Below are 19,281 nucleotides of genomic sequence, written 5' to 3'. Positions count from 1 at the left end.
ATCGTAGCACCGCGCTAGATGGATTGGGTCCGCGTGGCTTATAAGCGCTATAGGCATCGACAGAAGTCGCCGCCAATGGAGCAAGGGGCATGCCATAGGGTCAGATTCGTCGAATCGGCCCGATCCGGCGGGTGCTCGCGAGAAGGATTGCACCGATATGGCGCGTGAAAGCGTGGGCGAGTGCCTGCTATTGGTGCGTTAGCAACGACATTCAAGTGGTCCAGAGCCGTAGCGGCTTGGCGTCGACGCCGTGCACGACGGGCCTCAATTGCAGCCAGCAATGCGTCAGCGTGTTTTGCAGCGCTTCCATTGAACGCGCGACGACACGCACGAGCATCACGCCCGGCGTCACGCACGTTACGCCTGCGCGCTGCGTGCCGCCGAAAGGCAGTTGCGCGCTTAACGATTCGGCAAGCGCATCCGTGCAAGCGGGGCTGACGGCCCACAGCGTGCCGTACGCCGGAAAACCGGCGAGCCCTTGGGGCGCATCGCGCAGAAGGTCTAGGGCATCGAGTTGCGCGCGCTCCAGCCACAGCAGTTGGCCCGAAGGCCCCACGATCCTCGCCACGCTCGCGAGCGTACCCGCCGACCAGCGCTCGCCCGCCGCCTGCCGGCCGAGCTGCGTCGCGTCCCAGCCGAGCGCGGTCGCGCCCGCAGCCAGCGTCAGCGTGAAATCGAGCGACGCGTTCGCATGATCGAAGACGATGTTGTTCTGCGGCAGCCAATCGAGCTTCGCGCTGGCGCCGACGGCGATGTGAATGCGCTGTAACGCATCGCGTCCGTTCGACTTGTACCACTTGGTCGCGCCGGGTGTCGTCAGCACCGCGTGCGTGTCGTTGCCGAGCGCGATATCCATCGACAGCCGGTCGCCGCCCGCCACGCCGCCCGGCGGATGCACGATGACCGTATGACAGATCGCTTCGCCTTCCGGGTAGAGCGGCCGCTGAACGCGCAGCGGGCCGTCATGCAGGCGATGCACGAGCGTCGTGCGCGAGCCATGCTTTTCGAAGCGCAGTTCGAGCTTGGCTTGCCATTCGTCGTGCGCGACGTTTGCGAGGGTGGCGTGTTGTTCGTGAAGGGACATGGCTGAGCATGATGCCACGCGGCGCGGCGAGCGAACATACTGCCGCGCTTCAGACCGCGATCAGCTCCCGCACCCCGTTCGCCTCCATCTCCGCGCCCGCGCCGCCCGCAATGATCTCGCCGCGGCTCATCACCCAGTAGCGGTCCGCGATCGCTCGCGCGAAATCGTAATACTGTTCGACAAGCAGCACGGTCATCCCCATCTCGTCGACGAGCCGCCGCAGTGTGCGGCCGATCTCCTGAATGATCGAAGGCTGGATGCCTTCGGTCGGCTCGTCGAGAATCAAGAGCTGCGGCTCGCTCATCAGCGCGCGGCCGATCGCGAGCTGCTGCTGCTGGCCGCCCGAGAGGTCGCCGCCGCGGCGCGCACGCATCTCCTTCAGGACCGGAAAGAGTGCATAGATGTGGTCGGGAATCTTCGAGGGCGCTTTGCGGCTCGCCGCGCCGACCAGCAGGTTTTCCTCGACGGTGAGGCGCGGGAAGATGTCGCGTCCTTGCGGCACATAGGCCAGACCTTCGGCGACACGCGCATACGGAGGCAACTTGTCGAGCGGCTTGCCGCGCCACGAGATCGACCCTCGTTCGGCCTGCACGACGCCCATCAGGCAGCGCAGGAGCGTCGTTTTGCCCACGCCGTTGCGGCCGAGCAGGACCGTCAGCGTGCCTTCCGGCACGTCGAGCGTGACGTTTCTCAGGATGTGGCTGCCGCCGTAGTACTGATTGAGCGCTTCTACTTTGAGCATCGTGTGTTTCCTTGCATCGAGGGCATGCGCGTGCTTAAGCGGCTGAAACCCAGCGGCCGAGACTCAGCGGCCGAGATACGATTCGATTACGGCCTCGTCGCGCTTCACTTCGTCGAGCGTGCCGTGCGCGAGCACGTGGCCTTCGGCCATGACGGTGACGCGGCCGGTCTCGCCCGCGAGCGCCGCGACGAACTCCATGTCGTGCTCGACGACCATCATCGAGCACGTTCCCCGCAGCTTGTTCAGTAGCTCGGCGAGCTCCATCGTCTCGTGGTCGGTCATGCCGGCGGCGGGTTCGTCGAGCAGCAGCAGCGCCGGTTGCTGCATGAGCAGCATGCCGATTTCGAGCCGTTGCTTTTGTCCGTGCGACAGCTCGCCAGCGAGGCGGCGCGCCTCACCTTCCAGATGGATCAGCTCGAGCGTCGCTTCGATGCGCGCTTGCGCAGCGCCATCGAGGCGCGCGCGCAGCGACGCCCACCATCCCTTGTCGGTCTTCATCGCGAGCTCGAGGTTCTCCCACACGGGATGATTCTCGAACACGGTCGGTTTCTGGAACTTGCGGCCGATGCCCGCGCGCGCGATCGCGGGTTCGCTCATGCGCGTGAGGTCGATCGACTGGCCGAGGAACACCTTGCCCGCATCGGGCGCGGTCTTGCCGGTGATGACGTCCATCATCGTCGTCTTGCCTGCGCCGTTCGGGCCGATCACGCAGCGCAGTTCGCCCGCGTCGATCGTGAGCGATAGCGCGTTCAGCGCGCGGAAGCCGTCGAAGCTCACGGTCACGTCGTCGAGATAGAGGATCGTGCCGTGCGAGATGTCGATCTCGTCAGGCTTGATCGCATGGCCCATCGAGGCCACGCCGCTCAACGCGCGTCCGTCGTCTTCGATGGCGGCGATGTCGGGGACCATCGGGTTCTCGTTCATGGCGACGTCCTCCGCTTCTTCACCCGCTCGATCGCCAGGTCGATCAGCCCCATGATTCCGTTGGGCAGCAACAGCGGCACCAGCATGAAGATCGCGCCGAGAAAGAACAGCCAATACTCGGCGAAGTACGCGGTGAAGAAGCTCTTCGCGCCGTTCACGGCAAACGCGCCGATGATCGGTCCGATCAGCGTGCCGCGTCCGCCGACGGCCACCCAGATCGCCATCTCGATCGAATTGCCCGGCGACATCTCGCTCGGATTGATGATGCCGACTTGCGGCACGTAGAGCGCGCCGGCGATGCCGCACAGAATGGCGGACACGGTCCACACGAAGAGCTTGTACGAAAGCGGGCTATAGCCGAGGAACATCAGGCGCGCCTCGCCGTCGCGCACGGCCGTCACGACGCGCCCGAGTTTCGAAGTGACGATCGCGCGGGCCGCAATGAACGACAGGACGAGCACCGCGAACGTGAGCAGGAACAGCACGGTGCGCGTGCCCGGATGCGTGATCGGGAAACCAGCGATGCGCTTGAAATCGGTGAAGCCGTTGTTGCCGCCGAAGCCGGTTTCGTTGCGATAGAAGAGCAGCATCGCCGCGAACGTGAGCGCCTGCGTGATGATCGAGAGATAGACGCCCTTCACGCGCGAGCGGAACGTGAAGAAGCCGAACACCCATGCGACGACGGCGGGCACGAGTACGACGAGCAAGAGTGCGTACGCGAGATGCTGCGTGCCGTGCCAATACCAAGGCAACGCGTGCCAGTCCAGAAACACCATGAAGTCGGGCAGGTCGCTGCCGTACTTGCCGTCGTGGCCGATCGCGCGCATCAGGTACATCCCGATCGCGTAGCCGCCGAGCGCGAAGAACAGCCCGTGGCCGAGGCTCAGAATGCCGCAATAGCCCCAGACGAGGTCGAGCGCGAGCGCCGCGATCGCGTAGCACATCAGTTTGCCGGCAAGCGTCAGCGCATAGGCCGACACATGCAACGCGCTCGATTGCGGCAGCACGAGCGCGCTGACTGGCACGCCGATGCCGATCACCAGGATCAACGCGATGAGCGCGAGCCATGCGCCGCGCGAGAGCAGCGCGGGACGCGGCGGCAGGCCGAGCGCGAGGTCTTTGAACGCCTCGCGTCCGGAGGACGGCGACGTCGCCTCTGGCGTGCCGTGCCTATCGACGGACGAAGTGGCGGATGTCATGATGCCTCCCGTGTCGACCCGAGTTGGCGCTTCAGCGCCTTACTCGGGTCCCATGCCGCCCCAAGGGAGGCATCGGCCCCCTTGGGGGGCAGTGAACGAAATGAGCGTGGGGGTAGTTTCATTAAGCCTCCGCGCTGCGGCCCTTCAAGGCGAACATGCCTTGCGGACGCTTCTGGATGAAGAGGACGATCAGCACCAGCACCGCGATCTTCGCGAGCACCGCGCCCCAGAACGGTTCGATCGCCTTGCTGACGAGCCCGAGCCCGAAGCCGCCGATCACCGTGCCCGCGAGCTGCCCGACGCCGCCCAGCACCACCGCCATGAACGAATCGATGATGTAGTTCTGGCCGAGATCGGGGCCGACATTGCCGATCTGCGAGAGGGCGCAGCCGCCCAAGCCCGCGATGCCCGCGCCGAACGCGAACGCGTAGGAATCGACGCGCGCGGTCTTCACGCCGACGCACGCGGCCATGCGGCGGTTCTGCGTGACGGCGCGCACGAAGAGGCCGAGGCGAGTCTTCGTGAGCACGGTCCACGCGATCAGCACGACGGCGAGCGAGAACGCGAGGATCACGAGCCGGTTGTACGGCAGGATCAGGTTCTGCATGACGGTGACGCCGCCGCTCATCCAGGAGGGATTTTCGACCTGCACGTTCTGCGCGCCGAAGATCGTGCGCGTCGCTTGAATCAAGATCAGGCTCACGCCGAACGTCGTCAGCAGCGTTTCCAGCGGACGGCCGTACAAGTGCTTGAGCACGAGGCGTTCGAGCACGATGCCGACCACGGCGGCCGCAACGAACGAAGCGGGCACCGCGATCAACGGATACCAATCGAACGCGCCGGGCGCGAAGCGCTGCACGAGGTTCTGCACGACATAGGTTGCGTACGCACCGATCATCAGGAACTCGCCATGCGCCATGTTGATGACGCCGATGAGGCCGTAGGTGATCGCGAGCCCTAGCGCCGCGAGCAGCAGCACGCTGCCTAGCGAGAGCCCCGCGAACACCGTGCCCGCGATTTCGCTGCGGCGCTGGATCGAATCGAGCGCGTCGATGCCCTGCTGTGCGGCGGCGCGCACGCGCGGGTCGCTTTCGGCGAAGGTGCCGTCGGCTTGCTTCGCGACGAGCGGACGCAGCAGCTCGTACATGTCGAGATCGTGGCGCGCGGCGACCAGCTGAGCGGCTTCGAGGCGCTTCGCGGGGTCTTTGTCCGACAGCGCTGTCATCGCCCACAGCGTATCGAGGCGCTTCTTCAGCTGCGGATCGGCTTCCTTGGCGCGGGCGCGATCGATCATCGGCTTCATCGCCGGGTCGGGATTCTTCAGCAAGGCGCCGATGGCGGCGCGGCGCGTTTCGAGATCGGGTGAATCGAGCTGCAGGCCCGAGAGCGCGCCCGATACTTTCGATCGCAGCAGATTGTTCAGCGTGACCGGCTGCGCGCTCGACGCGACGTTGGCCGCCACGGTCTTGCCCGTCACCGCATCGCGCGCGGTGTCGTTGTCTTGAATCAGCACTTCGCCCGCGTCGGTCGCGAGTGCGCTGTCTTCGGAAAGCGCTTTCAAGAGCGCGAGCGACGGCGCGTCGTGGTTCGCGATCAGCTTGTCGATGGCGGCGGACTTCGCGTCGAAGTCGTCGCCGGCGAGCGGGGCGACGTCGGGCGTCGTCAGCGCGAACGCTGCGAGCGGCAGCAAGCCCGCCGTTGCGAGCGCCGCGAGCGAGACGCAGTGCCGGATACAGCGAAAAAAGGGAGACGCCATGATGACCTTTGCGTGGAGTCGGACCCGGCGCGGCGGCAGCAACGATCGTTCAAGACCGTTGCGCGCGTTTGACTTACGGCCGCCGCGCCGTGCTCATAGGCGAGCTAACGAGTAGCAGTTACGCGACGCGCGAGCGCCGCAAGAACGCCGGAATCGAACTCACGACATCGGGCTTGCTCTCGTTGCCCGCGATAAACGGGCTCCACGGCTGCGCGCGAATGGTCGTCTTGGTCCGCCACACGACGTTGAACTGACCGTCCGCACGGACCTCGCCGATCATCACCGGCTTGTGCAGGTGATGGTTGCCGTCCATTTCGAGCTCGAAGCCCGAAGGCGCCGCGAACTTCTGGCCGATCATTGCGACGCGCACCTTGTCGACCTCCGTGCTCTTCGCCTTCTCGACCGCCTGCTTCCACATGTGGATGCCGACGTAGGTCGCTTCCATCGGATCGTTGGTCACGCGCTTCGTGCCGCCGGGCAGGTTCTGCGACGCCACCCAGTCGGCCCATTTCTTCTTGAACTTCTCGTTGGTCGGATTGCGCAGCGACATGAAGTAGTTCCACGCGGCCAGGTTGCCGACGAGCGGCTTCGTATCGATGCCGCGCAGCTCTTCTTCGCCGACCGAGAACGCGACGACGGGCACGTCCGTCGCCTTCAGCCCCTGGTTGCCGAGTTCTTTATAGAACGGCACGTTCGAATCGCCGTTGACGGTCGAGATCACGCAGGTCTTGCCGCCTTGCGAGAAGGTCTTGATGTTCGCGACGATGGTCTGATAGTCGCTGTGGCCGAACGGCGTGTAGACCTCTTGAATGTCGGTCTCCTGCACCCCTTTCGATTTCAGGAACGCGCGCAGGATCTTGTTCGTCGTGCGCGGATAGACGTAGTCGGTGCCGAGCAGGAAGAAGCGCTTCGCACCGCCGCCTTCGGCGCTCATCAGATATTCGGTGGCGGGGATCGCCTGCTGGTTCGGCGCGGCGCCCGTGTAGAACACGTTGCGCGACATCTCTTCGCCTTCGTATTGCACGGGGTAGAACAACAGGCCGTTCAGCTCCTCGAACACCGGCAGCACCGATTTGCGCGACACCGACGTCCAGCAGCCGAACACGCACGCCACCTTGTCCTGCGTGAGCAGCTGCCGGGCCTTTTCGGCGAACAGCGGCCAGTTCGAAGCGGGGTCGACGACCACGGGCTCGATCTTGCGGCCCATCACGCCGCCGCTCGCGTTGATTTCGGCGATCGTCATCAACGCGGTGTCTTTCAGCGACGTTTCGGAAATCGCCATCGTGCCCGATAGCGAATGGAGGATGCCGACCTTGATCGGCCCCGACGACTGCGCATTTGCAAATGGACTCTGCCCGGCCAGCGCGAGCGCGCCGGACATCGAACCGAGCTTCAACAGACTGCGACGCTTCATGTCATTCCCCTTGCCGTAGGATGGTGAACGTTATGGTTGTGAGTACGCGCGAATGCTGTGCTGCATGAATAGCCGACGGGATACTGCAAAGGTTGTGCCAATCGAAGCGCTGCTGGCAGGGCTTGTGACGGCGCGGTTAGACGCGTCGCGGCGGCGCGCGGCGGAAGACGTTATTGGTGCAGGGCGCTTCGTCGCGCTTCGCGCCGGTGCGCGCTGCGCCGCAACGAAGCGCCGCGTTTGGTGTCGATAGCTGTAGCGGTGCACGCGTGCCGCGCGGTTGTGCATAGGCACATCGGTGCCTAGACTGGTAACCCGGCCGTCTCTTGGCCGACTCGAAACGAGACAAGACAAGGAGGCAATATGGACTACCCCCACGCTCACTATCGTTCGCTGCCCCCCAAGGGGGCGGATGCCTCCCTTGGGGCGGCCCGGCGGGAGGCATCATGAACCAGCGCGAAGCGAACAGCGGTTCGCTCGATCTGTCAGCGTTCTGGATGCCTTTCACGGCGAATCGTCAGTTCAAGAGCGCGCCGCGGCTGCTGTCGGGGGCGAAGGGGATGTACTACACGTCCTACGACGGCCGCCGCATTCTCGACGGCACCGCCGGGCTCTGGTGCGTGAACGCGGGCCATTGCCGCGACGAGATCGTCGCCGCCGTTCGGGAGCAAGCCGAGGAGATGGACTTTGCCCCGACCTTCCAGATGGGACACCCGAAGGCGTTCGAGGCCGCGACGAAGATCGCGAAGCACACGCCGGGCGACCTCAAGCACATCTTCTTCACGAACTCGGGATCGGAGGCGGTCGATACGGCATTGAAGATCGCGCTCGCGTATCACCGTTCGCGCGGCGAAGGGCAGCGCACGCGCTTCATCGGACGCGAGCGCGGCTATCACGGCGTCGGTTTCGGCGGCATCTCCGTCGGCGGCATCGCGCCGAATCGCAAGGCGTATTCGGGCGGCTTGCTGCCATCGGTCGATCACCTGCCGCACACGCTGAACATCGCGGAAGCGGCGTTTTCGAAAGGGCAGCCGGCGTGGGGCGCGCATCTCGCCGACGAACTGGAACGCCTAGTCACGCTGCACGACGCCTCGACGATCGCGGCTGTCATCGTCGAGCCGGTCGCGGGCTCGACGGGCGTGCTGATTCCGCCGCAAGGCTATTTGCAGCGCCTGCGCGAGATCTGCGACAAGCACGGCATCCTCTTGATCTTCGATGAAGTGATCACCGGCTGGGGGCGGCTCGGCGCACCGTTTGCCGCGCAATACTTCAACGTGACGCCGGACTTGCTGACGATGGCGAAAGGCACGAACAACGCCGCCGCGCCGCTAGGCGCCGTGGCGGCGAGCCACGCGATTCACGACACGATCGTCAACGGCGCGCCCGCCGGCATCGAGCTCTTCCACGGCTATACGTACTCGGGCCATCCGATCGCGACCGCGGCGGCCTGTGCGACGATCGATCTCTATGAGCGCGAGCAGCTGTTCGAGCGCGCGGCGCGCATGTCGCCAGTCTTCGAGACTGCGATACACAAGCTGCGCAGCGAGCCGCACGTGATCGACGTGCGCAATCTGGGTCTCGTGGGCGGCGTCGAATTGAAGCCGCGCGACGGAGCGCCGGGCGCGCGAGCTTACGAGGTGTTCGTCAAATGCTTCGAGAAAGGCGTGCTGACGCGCTACACGGGGGACATCCTGGCGTTTTCGCCGCCGCTGATCGTCGACGAGCAGCAGATCGACGAAATCTTCACGACCGTCGCGCAGGTGTTGAGGGAGACGGACTAGCGCCCCCGGAGAAGGGGCGCAGAGGGATCAATACGTCGGCACGGACGGATCGACGAGCTTGGACCAGGCGTCGATCCCGCCTTGCAGATTGAAGATCTGCTTGAAACCGCGCCCTTCGAGGAACATGCCGACATTCGCACTGCGCGCGCCGTGATGGCACACGCAGACGATTTGCGCTTCGTCGTCGAGCTCTTCGCTGCGTGCCGGGATCTCGCGCATCGGGATGAACACGCTTCCTGCAATCTTCGCCGTTTCGACTTCCCACGGTTCGCGCACGTCGAGCAGTACGGGCGCAGGGCGCGAAGTATCGGCAAGCCATTCGGCGAGGGCGGGGGCGGTCAGGTTTTGCATCTCGGGCTCGGTGAAATCGACAGGGGCAGGTTAGCGTGCCATAAAGCGACATCGGCCGCGAGCGCGGCCGACGGGGGATGGCGGCGACGATCAGAACTTGAAGCGCGGCGGCTGAACCGCGTTCACGAGCGGCTCGACATAGGTTTCGAACACGTCGGCCAGGCGGAATTGCTTGTCGTCGATGCGCGTGATGATTTGCGTCTTCATCACCGGCGCCGTGCCGACGAACGCGGCGAGCCGGCCGCCGACCTTCAGTTGCTCGAGGAGGTCCTGCGGCAGCACCGGCAGGCCGCCCGACACGCAGATCACGTCGTACGGGCCGGCAGCGGGCCAGCCGCGCGACCCGTCGCCGAGCGCGACTTCCGCATTCGTCACGCCATTGGCCGCGAGGTTTTGCTTCGCGAGCTCGGCGAGTTCCGGATCGATTTCGACCGTCAGCACGTGCTGGCCGCGATGCGCGAGCAGCGCCGCCATGTAGCCCGAACCGGCGCCGACTTCCAGAACGGTTTCGTGCTTCTTCACCGCCAGTTCCTGCAGGACGCGCGCTTCGACGCGCGGCGCCAGCATGTGCTGGCCGCGCGGCAGCGGCACTTCGAGGTCGGCGAAGGCGATGTCGCGGTAAGCGGCGGGGACGAAATTCTCACGTTTGACGATCGCCAGCAGACTCAACACGTCCTGGTCCAGCACGTCCCAGGGGCGAATTTGCTGCTCGATCATGTTGAAACGGGCTTGTTCGATGTTCATGGCGCGATGTTCTGGCGGGTTGGGTGGTCCGAACGGTACCAGGCGGTCCGAGACCAAACGGTCCGGGCCTGATGGCCCAGGGGAACTGCGGGATTGTACCAAACCGGCTACGGATCGGTCCCCTTGCCGCGCGCGGCGCGGCGCTGTAACGCAGCGTATGGCGGTGTATCGGCGGCGGAGGGCTTGGCTAGCCGCTCAGCTGCGGCTTTTCTTGATCTGTTCCTCGAACGCGACGTCGAGCTTGCTGGCTTTTCGCGGCTTGGCCGGCGACTGGGCATCGACAAACGCGACAAATTCCTCGAGGGGCAGTGGCTCGCAGAGTTTCTTGCTGCCGCCGCCGGTCTTGTCGACGAGATAGTAGAGCCCGCCCGGCATGCTCACGGCCGCGTAGAGTGCGTTGGCGCTGCGGGTCTTGAGCCGCTCGACCGCATGGATAGCCTTGGTGCCGCGCATGATGTTGCCTGTTCGATCCGGGAAAAGACGCTTACTTTACCAACAACGCTGTCTTGCCGGGACCGATGGGGCGGGTCCCCGGGCGAGCGGCGGTCCCAGCCCGAGGCGGGTTTGCCGTGCTCAGATGGTCCGCGAAAAGCGCTTCATCGGCTGCTGGCCGAGATAGCGGTCGAACACCATCGCGATGTTGCGCACGAGCATCCGTCCGGCTGGCAGGACTTCGAGCTTGTTGCTGCCGAGCGCAATCAGACCGTCCGCCGCGAAGGCGGCGAGGCGCTCGAGCTCCGCCGCGAACGCCTCTGCGAAGCGGATGCCGTACACAACCTCGATTTCGTCGTAGCGCAACTCCAGATTGCACATCAGCTGCGTGATGATGTCGCGCCGCACGCGGTCGTCGGCGGTGAGGCGCACGCCGCGCTGGATGGCGAGCTCGCCGGCGTCGATCGCTGCCGCGTAGCCGGGGAGGTCCTTCGCGTTTTGCACGTAGACGTCGCCGACCTTGCCGATCGAGGACGCGCCGATGCCGATCAAATCGCAATCGGCATGCGTGCTGTAGCCCTGGAAGTTCCGATGCAGGGTGCGCTTCGCTTGCGCGAGTGCGAGCTCGTCGGTGGGAAGGGCGAAGTGGTCCATGCCGATGTAGACATAGCCTGCGCTCGTCAGCCGTTCGACCACGTGGCGCAGGATCGCGAGCCGCTCGGCAGGCGAGGGCATCGCCGATGCGTCCATCTGACGCTGCATCTTGAAGAGCTGCGGCATGTGCGCGTAACCGAAAACCGAGAGACGGTCCGGCGCGAGCGCGAGCATCGTGTCGAGCGTGCGGCTGAAGCTGTCGACGGTTTGATGCGGCAGCCCGTAGATCAGGTCGACGCTGATCGATTTGAAGCCCGACGCGCGCGCGGCGCGCATGACGTCGGCGGTCATCTCGAGCGGCTGGATGCGGTTGATCGCGGCCTGCACGACCGGATCGAAGTCCTGCACGCCGAGGCTCAGGCGATTGAAGCCGAGCGTGCGCAGATGGACGATCGTCTTCGGGTCCGCTTCACGCGGATCGACTTCGATCGAATATTCGGCGTCGACGTCCGGCACGAGCACGAAGTGTTCGCGCGCGGCGGCCATCAGCTCGGTCAATTGGCCGTCGTTGAAAAACGTGGGCGTGCCGCCGCCCAGATGCAACTGCGTGACGGGCCGCGTGACGTCGAAGCGCGACGCCTGCAACGCCAGCTCGCGCTTCATGCGCTCGAGGTAGGGCACCGAGCGGGCGCGGTTCTTGGTCACGACCTTGTTGCAGCCGCAGTAGAAGCAGACGGTGTCGCAAAACGGGATGTGAAAGTACAGCGACAATTCGCTCGCGGACGCGCCGGAGTCGCGTGCGGCGCGGAAGTAGTCGGCGGTGTCGAAATCGTCGCGGAACTGAAGGGCGGTGGGATAAGACGTGTACCGTGGGCCGTTCGCGCTGTATTTGGCAAGCAGGTCGGGATGAAACAGGGAGTCGACGGAATCCATGGGAAGCCTTCGTTAGCGGGAGCGCAGTCAGTGTAAGCGGGTGCCGTCTTGGCGCCTTGTGTAATAGCGCCGCATGCGACAAATTGCGCAATGCAGGCACAATACGGGCTCCGTGCGGTTGGGCTGCGTGGCTTGCCGCTCGATTTGTCGCATCAATTCGCTGTCGTCGCTGCTGTATTACCCAGGACCCGATTTAGCCGTGAATGCCGTTGCCGCTCCCGTCGTTGCCGATCACGCGTGCCGTCCCGATTGCGGCGCGTGCTGCATCGCGCCCTCGATCACGAGCCCGATCCCCGGCATGCCCGACGGCAAACCCGCAGGCGTGCGCTGCGCGCAGCTCGGCGACGATCACCGCTGCGCGGTCTTCGGGCGTCCCGAGCGGCCCGCCTGCTGCTCCGGATTGCAGCCGCAGGCCGAGATGTGCGGCACGTCGCGCGCGCATGCCATCGCCTGGCTCACGCAGCTCGAAGCCGCGACTCGGCCCGCCGCCCGCTAATCGAAGGTAAAACGAAGGAAGCCCGCGAACCGCCGCGGTAGAACTTTGCGCGGGCCAGCGTGCCCAAGCGATCCAAAACATCGAAGCATCGAAGAGCAGGAGGTTTTGCATGACTCACGCGAGAGCGTCCACGCGGCGACGGTTTCTGATCGCGGCGTTTGCGGCGGCAAGCATCGGCGTGTCGCTCGGCGCCTGTGCTACCGCCACGTTTCCGTTCATCCCGGATCACTACACGTTCTCGAGGGATCAGGTGCAGGAAGCCGTGCAGCGCAAGTTTCCGTTCCAGCGCACGGTCTCCCAGGTGTTCAACGTCACGCTCGCCAATCCCGTCGTCGGCCTCTTGCCGGACACGAATCGCGTGAGCGTGCGGCTCGACGCGCACTTCGCGAGCCCGTTCCTGCAGCAGCCGGTGGACGCCACCTTCACGCTGTCGAGCCAGCTCGCGTACGACGGCCCGAGCCGATCGGTCGTGCTCAAGGAGCCGACCGTCGACAACGTCAGCGTGGACGGCCAGGGCCACGCCTACGCGCAGCAGATCAGCGCGGCTGCCGGATTGCTCGCGACGCAGCTGCTCACCAACTATCCGATCTACACGTTCAAGCCCGAGCAACTTCAATTTGCCGGCGTGAACTACGAACCCGGTACAATCACCATCCTTACAAACGGCATACGCGTGCAGATCCTCGAAAAGTGAGGTGCGCGCGGCCGTGGGGCCGCGCGTTTCCCGGGCCCTTTCCCGTCCGTTCCGCCATGCCGCCGGAGAGCGGCAACATCCGCAAAAGGGCCATCGATGGATTGGATATTGATCTGCAAGGCGGTGATCCTCGGCATCGTCGAGGGATTGACCGAGTTTTTGCCGGTGTCGAGCACAGGCCACTTGATCGTCGTCGGCAGCTTGCTCGATTTCACCGACGAAGGCTCGAAGACCTTCCATGTCGTCATCCAGTTCGGCGCGATCCTCGCGGTGTGCTGGGAGTACCGGCGGCGCATCGGCGAGGTGATCGCCGGCCTCGCGACGCAAACGGCCGCGCGGCGCTTTGCGCTCAATGTCGTCATCGCGACGATTCCAGCCGTCGTGCTAGGGCTCATGTTCGAAAAGTCGATCAAGGCCGTGCTCTACGCGCCGGTGCCGGTGGCGCTCGCGCTCGTGGTGGGCGGCGTCGTCATCCTATGGGCGGAGTCGCGCCAGCGCGAACGCGGCGATGCGCCACCGCGCGTTCAGTCGATCGATGCCTTGACGCCGCTCGACGCGCTGAAAGTCGGCTGCGCGCAATGCTGTGCGCTGATTCCCGGCGTGTCGCGCTCGGGGTCGACGATCATCGGCGGGATGCTCTTCGGGCTCGACCGGCGTGTCGCCACCGAGTTTTCGTTTTTTCTCGCGATCCCGATCATCGTCGGCGCGACGCTCTACGAGATCGTGAAGACCTGGCACGCGACGCCGGTCCAGATGCTCGATCTGTTCACGATCGGGATGGCGGCCGCGTTCGTGAGCGCGTTCATCTGCGTGCGCTGGCTGCTGCGCTACATCGCGACGCACGATTTCACGGTGTTCGCGTGGTATCGGATCGGCTTCGGGTTGCTGGTCCTGATCGTCGGCTACAGCGGCGGGCTGAACTGGAGCTGATTGAGGCGCCGCGCTATGGGCTAGGGGCTCGCCGCTGATGCGAGCCTTTTCTTTTTACGCGGCGCGTTTCTTGAACACGAGATCCCAGACGCCGTGCCCGAGACGCAGGCCGCGTCGCTCGAACTTCGTCACCGGACGATAGTCGGGGCGCGGCGCGTAGGCGTCGGCGGTGTTCGCGAGCGCGGGTTCGGCGCTCAGCACTTCGAGCATTTGCTCGGCGTAGTTCTGCCAATCGGTTGCGCAGTGCAGATACGCGCCGGGCTTCAAGCGCGAGACCAGAAGCGCGACGAACTTCGGCTGAATCAGGCGGCGCTTGTGATGGCGCGCCTTGTGCCACGGGTCGGGGAAGAAGATGTGCACGCCGTCGAGGCTTTCCGGCGCGATCATCTGTTCGAGCACCTCGACCGCATCGTGCTGGACGATGCGGATGTTCGATAGCGTCTGTTCGCCCATCAGCTTCAAGAGCGCGCCGACGCCCGGTTCGTGCACTTCGACGCCGATGAAGTCGTCGCCGGGACGCTGCGCGGCGATTTCAGCGGTCGTCGCACCCATGCCGAAGCCGATCTCCAGGATGTGCGGCGCCGGACGGCCGAAGGTAGCGTTCCAGTCGAACGCAGTGGCTGCGTAGGGGACCACGAAGCGCGGGCCGAGTTCGTCCATCGCGCGGCGCTGGCCGGTCGAGACGCGGCCGGCGCGCGTGACGAAGCTGCGGATGCGGCGCAGATGCAGCGGATTCTCGGGCGTATCGCCGTCGATGGGAGTGGACGCGTCGGCGTCGTCGGCTGCGCCGGATTCGCGCGGGAGACCGTCTTCGTTCGGATCGTGAATCATCGGTGACTGCGTTGACTACTGAGGAGGAGCGGCGCTGCGGTTCGCACGGCGAAAGCGCAGCGCGCCGTGAGGCTTCAGTGGCGATGCGGCGGCATGCGCCGCTCGCCGCGGATGCTAAAAAGCCGCCTTCGACGAGGCGGCTTCGACGTAATCACTGCCAAAAGTGGAGCGGGCGATGGGAATCGAACCCACGGCTCTAGCTTGGGAAGCTAGGGTATTACCATTATACGACGCCCGCAGAGCGCGCTATTTTACAGGGGTTTCCGCGCTTTGGGGAGTCGGGATCGGGCTGAATGGCATGAAAAGTGTGTCCACTCCCGAAGTTCCTGCTGGCATCTCGGCGCAATGAGCGCTTCGACGCCAGCAACGAGGGGCAACAGCGACCTAATGGATTCAAGGAAATTGTTCTGAAAGCTTCGCTTTCAATGCTGCGAGGCATTGCGTGCCCTTTGCCGTCTGATCGTTCGCACCCAATTGTCGGTAAATTGGTTCCACAGTCGGCCCGATGAAGTCGTTCTCTAGCGTGTCGGCGAATGCGATCTTCTTTGATTCCGCCACCGGACGACTCAGCGCCGTGGCCAACACGAGCCGGTCGCGCCGGTACGGCATCGCCTGCAAGCCGTCCGTGCGCACGGTGCCGGCTGCGAGACCGATATCGACGGTGCCTTCCTGCACCGCACGCACGACGTCGCTGCTAAGGCGCTCGTGCATGCAGTTTGCAAAGGGGGCATTAAAAGTATTGCGCCGCAACGCGGCCCGGCACCATTGGCGAAACTACGGGTTAATAGGAGACGAAATGCGTCTTCGGTAATTCCAAATTGTCGCCCGCAAAGGTTTAGGTCAACCTGATCCGGAACATATTGCGGAGACGATTCGAATGACAGTGCAGCAGATGCTCGAAGGCAAGGTGGCGATCATAACGGGCGCAGGTGGCGGTATCGGCCGCGATATCGCGTTGCTGATGGCGCAGCAGGGCGCCAAGGTGCTGGTCAACGACGTGGGCGCGTCTCTCGGCGGCGAAGGCCGGAACGCGGGCCCGGCGCAGAGCGTGGTCACGGAAATCGAAACGGCCGGCGGCGTGGCGGCAGCCAACACCGACAGCGTGGCCGATGCCTCAAACGCGAAGCGCATCGTGCAGAACGCACTCGACGCGTTCGGCCGCGTGGACATCGTGGTCAACAACGCTGGCATTCTGCGCGACCGCTTTTTCCACAAAATGAGCGACGATGAATGGGACGCCGTGCTGAAGGTGCATCTGTACGGCAGCTACTACGTGTCGCGTGCGGCCGCCGAGCCGATGAAAGCGCAAGCCTCTGGCGCCTTCGTGAACATGACGTCCACGTCGGGCCTAATCGGCAATCTGGCGCAGGCTAACTACAGCGCGGCGAAACTCGGCATTGCCGGCCTGTCGAAATCGATCGCCCTCGACCTCGACAAATTCGGCGTGCGTTCGAACTGCATTGCGCCATTCGCGTGGAGCCGCATGATCAGCTCGATCAAGGTCGATTCCGACGAACAGGCGGCGCGCGTCGAAAAGATCAAGCAGATGACGCCGGCCAAGATCGCGCCGCTCGCGGTGTTTCTCGCGAGCGACAGCGCACGCGACGTGAACGGCCAGATCTTCGCGGTGCGCAACAACGAAATCTTCCTGATGAGCCAGCCGCGTCCGGTGCGTTCCGTGCAGCGCAGCGAAGGCTGGACGCCGCAAAGCATCGCCGAGCATGCGATCCCGGCGCTGCGTCCGTCGTTCCACTCGCTCGACGTTTCCGCCGACGTGTTCTCGTGGGACCCGGTGTGAGCGCCGCGAGCGCATCGGCAGCGGACATGAAACGCGCGGGGCAGCACGTCGACGCAGCGGCGCTCGACCTGGCGAAACATGTGCGCCCCGGCGATCTCGTGGCGTGGGGGCAAAGCGGCGGCGAGCCGTGCACGCTGACCGAGACACTCGTCGCGCAGCGTCGTGCGATAGGCGGCCGCTTCAGCGTATTTCTCGGTACGGCCTGGTCCGACACGCTCAAACCCGAACATGCCGATGCGATCGACTTCATCGCGTACAGCGGCGGCGGCCAGAATCGCGCGCTCGCGCATGCGGGCTTGCTGCATATTGTGCCGAGCCATTATTCGCAGTTCGAGCATGCAATCGACGTGGACGTGCTGCTCGTTCAGGTCGCGCCCGCCGACGAACACGGCCATTACAGCCTCTCGGTCGCGTATGAATATCTGCTGCCGTTTCTCGAACACGCGCGCACGGTGATCGCCGAAGTCAACGAGGCAGCACCGTGGACGTACGGACCGTACGCGCTGACCGCCGACAGCTTCGACGTGCTGGTCCACACGAACCGCCCTTTGCTCACGAGCGCGCGAGCGGCGCCCGGCGAAACCGAACTGACCATTGCGCGTCACGCGGCGGATTTCATCGAAGACGGCGCGACGCTGCAATTCGGTCTCGGCGCATTGCCCGAAGCGATTCTCTCGGCGCTGCAGGACAGACGCGATCTGGGCGTGCATACGGGGCTTTTCAACGATGGCGCCGCCGATCTCGCAACACGCGGCATCGTCACCAATGCGCGCAAGACCGTGGACAGAGGCGTGTCAGTGGCGGGCGTCGTGATGGGCACCGGGATCGCGTATCGCTACGCGCATCGCAATCCGGCGCTGCAAATGCGCGGCACGAGCTATACGCACGACATCGGCGTGTTGTCGCGAATCGACCGTTTCGTGGCGATCAATTCCGCGCTCGAAGTCGATCTGACGGGCCAGGTAAATGCGGAAGCGGTAAACGGCCGCTATCTCGGCGCCGTGGGCGGCGGTGTCGATTTTCTGCGCGGTGCGGCCCGTTCGCGCGGCGGCGTGCCGATGATCGTGCTGCCCGCGCGCAGCCGTGACGCGAGCCGCATCGTGTCGCAACTGCATGGACCCGCGAGCACGCCGCGCGCCGACGCTGGTGTGATCGTCACCGAATTCGGCGCGGCGGATCTGCGCGGCCTGACGCTCGCGCAGCGCGTGCGCCGCATGATCGAGATCGCGCCGTCGGAGTTCCGCGCGTCGCTCGAAGACGACGCTCACCGCCACACCCTTCTCAAGTCATGACCCCGCGTGCTGCGTACGCATCGCGCGGCGCGGCACCGATCACGGAGACAAGAAGATGGACACGAAGATCAGAAGAGCGGCGATCGTCGCGCCGGTGCGCACGCCGGTCGGCACGTTCGGCGGCAGCCTGCGTCCGGTGAGCGTCGAAGCGCTCGCCGCCACGGCGTTGCGCGCGACGCTGGCACGCAGCGGCATCGATCCGGAACGTATCGAAGACGTGGTGTTCGCGCAGTCGTATGCGAACAGCGAGACGCCGTGCGTCGGACGCTGGGCCGCGCTCGAAGCGGGCCTGCCGGTGCACGTGCCCGGCATGCAACTCGACCGCCGTTGCGGCGGCGGCCTGCAAGCCGTCGTCACCGCCGCAATGATGGTGCAAAGCGGCGCCGCCGACGTCGTGGTAGCGGGCGGCGTCGAAAGCATGAGCAACATCGAGTACTACTCGACCGACATGCGCTGGGGTTCGCGCGCCGGCTCCGTGAAGCTGCACGACCGGCTCGATCGCGGCCGCGAACGCTCGCAGCCGGAGCGTCGCTTCGGCTATATCTCCGGGATGATCGAGACCGCCGAAAACCTTGCCCGCGAATACGGCATCTCGCGCGAAGAGGCCGACGCGTTCGCGGCGCGCAGCCATCAGCGCGCGGCGGCAGCGTGGGAAGCGGGCCGTTTCGACGAAGAAGTGGTGGCGGTCACCGTGCCGCAAAAAAGGGGCGATCCACTCACGTTCGCCCGCGATGAAGGCTTTCGCGCCGACGCCACTGCCGCGTCGCTCGGAGAGCTACGCACGCTGATGAAGGACGGCACCGTGACCGCGGGCAATGCTAGCCAGCAGAACGACGCCGCCGCGGCGTGCCTGATCGTCGCCGAAGACAAGCTCGATGAACTCGGCCTCACGCCGATGGGCTATCTGGTCGGCTGGGCGGCGAGCGGTTGCGAGCCCGCGATGATGGGTATCGGTCCGGTGCCGGCCGTCCACAAGCTGCTGGCGAAAGCCGGCCTTTCCTTCGACGATTTCGATCTGGTCGAACTCAACGAAGCGTTCGCGTGCCAGGTGCTGGCAGTGCTCAAAGGCTGGGGCTGGAGCGATCACGAGCGTCTGAACGTGAACGGATCGGGCATCTCGCTTGGCCATCCGATCGGCGCGACCGGCGTGCGCATCATGACCACGCTGCTGCATGAACTCAAACGGCGCAACGGACGCTATGGATTGGAGACGATGTGCATCGGCGGCGGCCAAGGCATTGCAGCGGTGTTCGAGCGAGCGGCGTGAGGGTGTAAAGGCTGATCGAGCC

Annotated in this window: 19 protein-coding genes and 1 tRNA gene; 7 read left to right on the top strand and 13 right to left on the bottom strand. The window is 65.0% G+C overall.

Features of this window, described 5'->3' with window-relative positions; all coding sequences use genetic code 11:
* Positions 1-211: 211 nt before the first annotated feature.
* The 6 genes from FAZ95_RS17080 to urtA all read right to left on the bottom strand — a co-directional run bounded on the left by FAZ95_RS17080 (position 212) and on the right by urtA (position 7,119).
* On the bottom strand, positions 212-1,084 hold the full coding sequence (locus FAZ95_RS17080) for an urease accessory protein UreD (RefSeq protein ID WP_137333527.1): 873 nt from the start codon (positions 1,082-1,084) through the stop codon (positions 212-214).
* Between the two features lie 49 nt (positions 1,085-1,133).
* On the bottom strand, positions 1,134-1,826 hold the full coding sequence (gene urtE, locus FAZ95_RS17075) for an urea ABC transporter ATP-binding subunit UrtE (protein WP_137333526.1): 693 nt from the start codon (positions 1,824-1,826) through the stop codon (positions 1,134-1,136).
* 63 nt (positions 1,827-1,889) lie between these two features.
* Positions 1,890-2,750: an urea ABC transporter ATP-binding protein UrtD gene (gene urtD, locus FAZ95_RS17070; RefSeq protein WP_137333525.1), complete on the bottom strand. Its 861-nt coding sequence runs from the start codon at positions 2,748-2,750 to the stop codon at positions 1,890-1,892.
* Positions 2,747-3,949 carry an urea ABC transporter permease subunit UrtC gene (urtC, locus tag FAZ95_RS17065; protein WP_137333524.1) on the bottom strand — a complete coding sequence of 401 codons (1,203 nt, stop codon included), beginning with the start codon at positions 3,947-3,949 and terminating at the stop codon, positions 2,747-2,749. Before urtC ends, urtD begins: the two co-directional genes overlap by 4 nt.
* Positions 3,950-4,070: 121 nt before the next feature.
* Positions 4,071-5,705: an urea ABC transporter permease subunit UrtB gene (gene urtB / locus FAZ95_RS17060; RefSeq protein WP_137333523.1), complete on the bottom strand. Its 1,635-nt coding sequence runs from the start codon at positions 5,703-5,705 to the stop codon at positions 4,071-4,073.
* A gap of 118 nt (positions 5,706-5,823) precedes the next feature.
* The gene (gene urtA, locus FAZ95_RS17055; protein WP_137333522.1) at positions 5,824-7,119 is read right to left on the bottom strand and encodes an urea ABC transporter substrate-binding protein; all 1,296 of its coding nucleotides are present in this window, start codon (positions 7,117-7,119) and stop codon (positions 5,824-5,826) included.
* A gap of 443 nt (positions 7,120-7,562) precedes the next feature.
* Here urtA and aptA point away from each other — a divergent pair, with 443 nt between their 5' ends.
* The gene (aptA, locus tag FAZ95_RS17050; RefSeq protein WP_137333521.1) at positions 7,563-8,897 is read left to right on the top strand and encodes an omega-aminotransferase AptA; all 1,335 of its coding nucleotides are present in this window, start codon (positions 7,563-7,565) and stop codon (positions 8,895-8,897) included.
* Positions 8,898-8,924: 27 nt separating this feature from the next.
* Here the strand turns inward: aptA and FAZ95_RS17045 are convergent, their stop codons facing one another.
* From FAZ95_RS17045 to hemN, 4 genes are all read right to left on the bottom strand, one after another.
* Positions 8,925-9,248 carry a rhodanese-like domain-containing protein gene (locus FAZ95_RS17045; protein WP_137333520.1) on the bottom strand — a complete coding sequence of 108 codons (324 nt, stop codon included), beginning with the start codon at positions 9,246-9,248 and terminating at the stop codon, positions 8,925-8,927.
* 90 nt (positions 9,249-9,338) lie between these two features.
* Positions 9,339-9,992: a protein-L-isoaspartate O-methyltransferase family protein gene (locus FAZ95_RS17040; protein ID WP_137333519.1), complete on the bottom strand. Its 654-nt coding sequence runs from the start codon at positions 9,990-9,992 to the stop codon at positions 9,339-9,341.
* 195 nt (positions 9,993-10,187) lie between these two features.
* Positions 10,188-10,445, bottom strand: coding sequence for a hypothetical protein (locus FAZ95_RS17035; RefSeq protein ID WP_137333518.1), 258 nt, complete (start codon positions 10,443-10,445; stop codon positions 10,188-10,190).
* A gap of 120 nt (positions 10,446-10,565) precedes the next feature.
* Positions 10,566-11,951: an oxygen-independent coproporphyrinogen III oxidase gene (gene hemN / locus FAZ95_RS17030; protein ID WP_137333517.1), complete on the bottom strand. Its 1,386-nt coding sequence runs from the start codon at positions 11,949-11,951 to the stop codon at positions 10,566-10,568.
* Between the two features lie 199 nt (positions 11,952-12,150).
* On the opposite strand from hemN, the gene FAZ95_RS17025 reads away from it, so the two are divergent.
* The 3 genes from FAZ95_RS17025 to FAZ95_RS17015 all read left to right on the top strand — a co-directional run bounded on the left by FAZ95_RS17025 (position 12,151) and on the right by FAZ95_RS17015 (position 14,071).
* Positions 12,151-12,447 carry a YkgJ family cysteine cluster protein gene (locus tag FAZ95_RS17025; RefSeq protein WP_137333516.1) on the top strand — a complete coding sequence of 99 codons (297 nt, stop codon included), beginning with the start codon at positions 12,151-12,153 and terminating at the stop codon, positions 12,445-12,447.
* 109 nt (positions 12,448-12,556) lie between these two features.
* The gene (locus tag FAZ95_RS17020) at positions 12,557-13,141 is read left to right on the top strand and encodes a DUF1439 domain-containing protein (protein WP_137333515.1); all 585 of its coding nucleotides are present in this window, start codon (positions 12,557-12,559) and stop codon (positions 13,139-13,141) included.
* 96 nt (positions 13,142-13,237) lie between these two features.
* Entirely contained in the window at positions 13,238-14,071 is an 834-nt protein-coding gene (locus FAZ95_RS17015; RefSeq protein ID WP_137333514.1) for an undecaprenyl-diphosphate phosphatase, read from the top strand.
* A 54-nt stretch (positions 14,072-14,125) separates the two neighbouring features.
* Here FAZ95_RS17015 and trmB read toward each other — a convergent pair whose 3' ends face one another.
* From trmB to FAZ95_RS17000, 3 genes are all read right to left on the bottom strand, one after another.
* Positions 14,126-14,902: a tRNA (guanosine(46)-N7)-methyltransferase TrmB gene (gene trmB, locus FAZ95_RS17010; RefSeq protein ID WP_137333513.1), complete on the bottom strand. Its 777-nt coding sequence runs from the start codon at positions 14,900-14,902 to the stop codon at positions 14,126-14,128.
* 164 nt (positions 14,903-15,066) lie between these two features.
* Positions 15,067-15,140 (bottom strand) — tRNA-Gly (locus tag FAZ95_RS17005).
* Between the two features lie 155 nt (positions 15,141-15,295).
* Positions 15,296-15,586 (bottom strand): LysR substrate-binding domain-containing protein, encoded by a 291-nt coding sequence (locus FAZ95_RS17000; protein ID WP_254699734.1) that lies wholly within the window; start codon positions 15,584-15,586, stop codon positions 15,296-15,298.
* 208 nt (positions 15,587-15,794) lie between these two features.
* Here FAZ95_RS17000 and FAZ95_RS16995 point away from each other — a divergent pair, with 208 nt between their 5' ends.
* The 3 genes from FAZ95_RS16995 to FAZ95_RS16985 all read left to right on the top strand — a co-directional run bounded on the left by FAZ95_RS16995 (position 15,795) and on the right by FAZ95_RS16985 (position 19,259).
* On the top strand, positions 15,795-16,700 hold the full coding sequence (locus tag FAZ95_RS16995; protein WP_137334601.1) for an SDR family NAD(P)-dependent oxidoreductase: 906 nt from the start codon (positions 15,795-15,797) through the stop codon (positions 16,698-16,700).
* Positions 16,685-17,992, top strand: coding sequence for an acetyl-CoA hydrolase/transferase family protein (locus tag FAZ95_RS16990; RefSeq protein ID WP_254699733.1), 1,308 nt, complete (start codon positions 16,685-16,687; stop codon positions 17,990-17,992). The genes FAZ95_RS16995 and FAZ95_RS16990 overlap by 16 nt, the downstream gene beginning before the upstream one ends.
* 67 nt (positions 17,993-18,059) lie before the next feature.
* Entirely contained in the window at positions 18,060-19,259 is a 1,200-nt protein-coding gene (locus tag FAZ95_RS16985; protein WP_137334599.1) for an acetyl-CoA C-acetyltransferase, read from the top strand.
* Positions 19,260-19,281: the final 22 nt, after the last annotated feature.

The organism is Trinickia violacea (assembly GCF_005280735.1).
Taxonomy (GTDB): domain Bacteria; phylum Pseudomonadota; class Gammaproteobacteria; order Burkholderiales; family Burkholderiaceae; genus Trinickia_A; species Trinickia_A violacea.
This window is presented reverse-complemented; position numbering and strand designations above follow the sequence as displayed.

Bases quoted from the DNA above. Each gene is read 5' to 3' on its own strand.
- FAZ95_RS17080 (WP_137333527.1), bottom strand. From the start codon at position 1,084: ATGTCCCTTCACGAACAACACGCCACCCTCGCAAACGTCGCGCACGAC.
- urtE (WP_137333526.1), bottom strand. From the start codon at position 1,826: ATGCTCAAAGTAGAAGCGCTCAATCAGTACTACGGCGGCAGCCACATC.
- urtD (WP_137333525.1), bottom strand. From the start codon at position 2,750: ATGAACGAGAACCCGATGGTCCCCGACATCGCCGCCATCGAAGACGAC.
- urtC (WP_137333524.1), bottom strand. From the start codon at position 3,949: ATGACATCCGCCACTTCGTCCGTCGATAGGCACGGCACGCCAGAGGCG.
- urtB (WP_137333523.1), bottom strand. From the start codon at position 5,705: ATGGCGTCTCCCTTTTTTCGCTGTATCCGGCACTGCGTCTCGCTCGCG.
- urtA (WP_137333522.1), bottom strand. From the start codon at position 7,119: ATGAAGCGTCGCAGTCTGTTGAAGCTCGGTTCGATGTCCGGCGCGCTC.
- aptA (WP_137333521.1), top strand. From the start codon at position 7,563: ATGAACCAGCGCGAAGCGAACAGCGGTTCGCTCGATCTGTCAGCGTTC.
- FAZ95_RS17045 (WP_137333520.1), bottom strand. From the start codon at position 9,248: ATGCAAAACCTGACCGCCCCCGCCCTCGCCGAATGGCTTGCCGATACT.
- FAZ95_RS17040 (WP_137333519.1), bottom strand. From the start codon at position 9,992: ATGAACATCGAACAAGCCCGTTTCAACATGATCGAGCAGCAAATTCGC.
- FAZ95_RS17035 (WP_137333518.1), bottom strand. From the start codon at position 10,445: ATGCGCGGCACCAAGGCTATCCATGCGGTCGAGCGGCTCAAGACCCGC.
- hemN (WP_137333517.1), bottom strand. From the start codon at position 11,951: ATGGATTCCGTCGACTCCCTGTTTCATCCCGACCTGCTTGCCAAATAC.
- FAZ95_RS17020 (WP_137333515.1), top strand. From the start codon at position 12,557: ATGACTCACGCGAGAGCGTCCACGCGGCGACGGTTTCTGATCGCGGCG.
- FAZ95_RS17015 (WP_137333514.1), top strand. From the start codon at position 13,238: ATGGATTGGATATTGATCTGCAAGGCGGTGATCCTCGGCATCGTCGAG.
- trmB (WP_137333513.1), bottom strand. From the start codon at position 14,902: ATGATTCACGATCCGAACGAAGACGGTCTCCCGCGCGAATCCGGCGCA.
- FAZ95_RS16995 (WP_137334601.1), top strand. From the start codon at position 15,795: ATGCTCGAAGGCAAGGTGGCGATCATAACGGGCGCAGGTGGCGGTATC.